Source organism: Synechococcus sp. H55.2 (assembly GCF_047462495.1).
Taxonomy (GTDB): Bacteria; Cyanobacteriota; Cyanobacteriia; order Thermostichales; family Thermostichaceae; genus Thermostichus.
The window spans coordinates 1-2801 of the sequence record NZ_JANSJH010000165.1 but is presented as its reverse complement, the minus strand read 5'-3'; the positions used below and the strand labels follow the sequence as shown (position 1 = coordinate 2801).

3 protein-coding genes are annotated in these 2801 nt (G+C 59.4%); 1 reads left to right on the top strand and 2 read right to left on the bottom strand.

The genetic code is table 11. From position 1 onward, the window contains the following. Positions 1 to 151: 151 nt before the first annotated feature. On the bottom strand, positions 152 to 613 hold the full coding sequence (locus NW844_RS12595; RefSeq protein WP_414336137.1) for an EVE domain-containing protein: 462 nt from the start codon (positions 611 to 613) through the stop codon (positions 152 to 154). Positions 614 to 635: 22 nt separating this feature from the next. Beyond that, positions 636 to 1274 (bottom strand): imidazole glycerol phosphate synthase subunit HisH, encoded by a 639-nt coding sequence (hisH, locus tag NW844_RS12590; RefSeq protein WP_414336135.1) that lies wholly within the window; start codon positions 1272 to 1274, stop codon positions 636 to 638. Positions 1275 to 1339: 65 nt separating this feature from the next. Between hisH and hemW the strand changes: the two genes are divergently transcribed. Beyond that, the gene (gene hemW / locus NW844_RS12585; protein WP_414336133.1) at positions 1340 to 2533 is read left to right on the top strand and encodes a radical SAM family heme chaperone HemW; all 1194 of its coding nucleotides are present in this window, start codon (positions 1340 to 1342) and stop codon (positions 2531 to 2533) included. Positions 2534 to 2801: the final 268 nt, after the last annotated feature.

Here is a 2801-nt window from a genome sequence, read left to right as displayed (position 1 = left end):
TCATCGCGCAGCGCCACAATGACCTCGCCCTAGGTCGCTTTCTCAATCCTAGGCAGGTGTTGAATACCCAGTTTCCTATTTTTCGGATTCGTTAAGAAGCTTCAGGTACGCTGTATCTCTTTGCGCTCTGAATCTTCAGAAACGGAAGCAGCTAAGTAGGAGCAGTCGCCAATGCCAGCAGCCGCTCGGCAACAACCTGGGGAACGGGCATCACCGACAGGCGCGTGCCTCGTCGCACCACCTCCAGCTCATCGGGGGTGAAGGCAGCTCGCAACTCGGCCAAAGGGATCAAGCGCTCAAAGGCGGCAACAAAGTGCACCCGCACCGTGTGCCAGCGGGGATCCGCAGGGGTTGACTTGGGATCGTAGTAGGGGCTGGTGGGATCAAACTGGCTGGGATCGACCACCTGGGTTTCTCGGATCTCCATCAGGCCGGCTATGCCGGGGGGGTTGGCGTTGGAGTGGTAGAAAAAGGCGCGATCCCCAACCTGCATGGCTTTTAGGTAGTTGCGGGCTTGGTAGTTGCGCACGCCGTCCCAAAGGGTTTGGCCCTCCCGCTGCAGATCCCAGATGCTGTAGACGCTGGGCTCCGATTTCATCAGCCAGTAGTTCATGGGGCTTGGGAAAAATCGAGGTCTAGGCCAGGGATCCTGCCACAAAGTCCACGAAGTTTTGCAAGATCTTCAAACCAACCGGGCCGGACTTTTCGGGGTGAAACTGGGTGGCCAACAAAGCGCCGCCGGCAATGGCGGCCACGCAGGTTTGGCTGCCGTGTTGGGTGGTGGCGGCCACCCAGCTTGGGTCGCTGGGCACGGCGTGGTAGGAGTGGACAAAGTAAACCCAGCTTTGGTCGGGGATCCCTGCCCAAAGAGGAGACTGGGGCTGGGTAAGGTGCAACTGGTTCCAGCCCATGTGAGGGATGCGCAGGCCAGGCTCCGGTCGAAAGCGCTGCACCCGCCCCGGCACAAGGCCCAGCCCTGGCTCTGTCCCTTCTTCGCTGCCCTCGAACAAAACCTGCAGCCCAAGGCAAATGCCCAAAAAGGGCTGCTGCCGCCCGATTGCTGCTCGGATTGCCTCTTCAAAGCCCCGCGCCCGCAACTGCTGCATGGCCGGGTCGAAAGCCCCATCGCCGGGCAGGACAATGCCATCAAAAGCCTCCAGCCCAGCCGGCTCTGTTACTAGCTGCACCTCGGCCCCGGCCCGCTCCAGCCCTTTGCAAGCCGAATGCAAGTTGCCGGCATCATAGTCGATCACCGCCAGGCGCACGGCTTTCATGGGATCCCTTTTCCTAAAGCGTTTAGGAGCCTACCAGTATAGTGGTTTTAGCAAGGTAGGGAGCTATGGTAGTTGCAGCATCTGAGGAAAACCTTATCCTCTCCACTCAGCTTGGCTGGCCCGCAGCAGCCTATCTGCACATCCCCTTCTGCCGGCAGCGCTGTTACTACTGCGACTTTGCCACCGGCCTGGGCACCCGCGAGCTGATGGAAACCTATGTGCAGAGGCTCTGCCAGGAGATCGGCGGCGCCTACCGCTACCGCCATTTGGCCGGGGATCCCCAGCCCTTGACCAGCATTTTTTTCGGCGGCGGCACCCCTTCCCTGCTGACGGTGGAGCAGTTGGGCCGGATCTTGGCTCAACTGCGGGAGAGGATCCCGTTTCATCCCAACTGCGAGATCTCGCTGGAGGCCAACCCTGGCACCCTGACGCGGGAGCAGTTGGCGGGCTACCGGGATCTGGGGGTTAACCGCATCAGCTTGGGGGTACAGGCGTTTCAACCTGAGCTGCTGGCCGCCTGTGGCCGCCTGCATGGGGTGGAAGAAGTCTACGAAGCCGTGGCCGACTTGCAGGCAGTGGGCTTTGAGAATTTCAACCTGGACTTGATCTTTGGGCTGCCCTACCAGACCTTGGAGCACTGGCAGCAATCGCTGCAGGCTGTTCTTGAAATCAACCCCACCCATGTCTCCATCTATGATTTAACGATTGAGCCGGGAACCCGATTTGGTCGGATGTACCGACCGGGAGATGCACCTTTGCCCACTGAGGAAACCACAGTTGAAATGTACTTGATGGCGCGAGAGCTGCTCACCCAAGCAGGCTACATTCACTATGAGATCTCCAATTTTGCCCGCCCTGGGTATGCCTGCCGCCACAACCGGGTGTACTGGGAAAATCGCCCTTACTTTGGCTTTGGCATGGGATCCGTCGGCTACGAAGGGGGACGGCGCATTCAGCAGCCCAAAACCCTTTACGACTATTTTGAGCAGGTGAAAGCCAAAGCCCACCCCCTCCCCCCGGAAGCATCCCCAGAGGAAGTTTGGATGGATACTTTGATGTTGGGGTTGCGCTTACAAGAAGGGCTGGATTTAGGCCATTTACAAGAGCGTTTTGGCGACAACAAGCTGAAGCAAGCCTTGGAGAGACTGGATCCCTATTTTGAGAAGGGTTGGGCCAGTTGTGAGGCCGGGCGGCTGCGGCTGATCCCGCCGGAGGGCTGGCTGTTTTCCAATGAGGTTCTCAAGGACTTGTTGGCTTGATTGCGTCGGCCACGTGCACAAGATTGCTCGGCAAAGTTTCCGACCCCACTTGGCCGGCAACTCAGGCTTTAAAGGGGGTAGGCTGTAGTCATTTCAGACTAGATTGAAACAGCTCCCAGGCGCTCATTTCCCCAAGCGCTCTTCGACCAGTTCCTCTCCCTGAGGCCCAAGCGCTCCGCGCCGCTTACGCGACCACCCCCAGCCCCTCTCCCAGCCCTCACCCCCAGCCCCTCTCCCTGAGGGATGGCCCTCACCCCCAGCCCCTCTC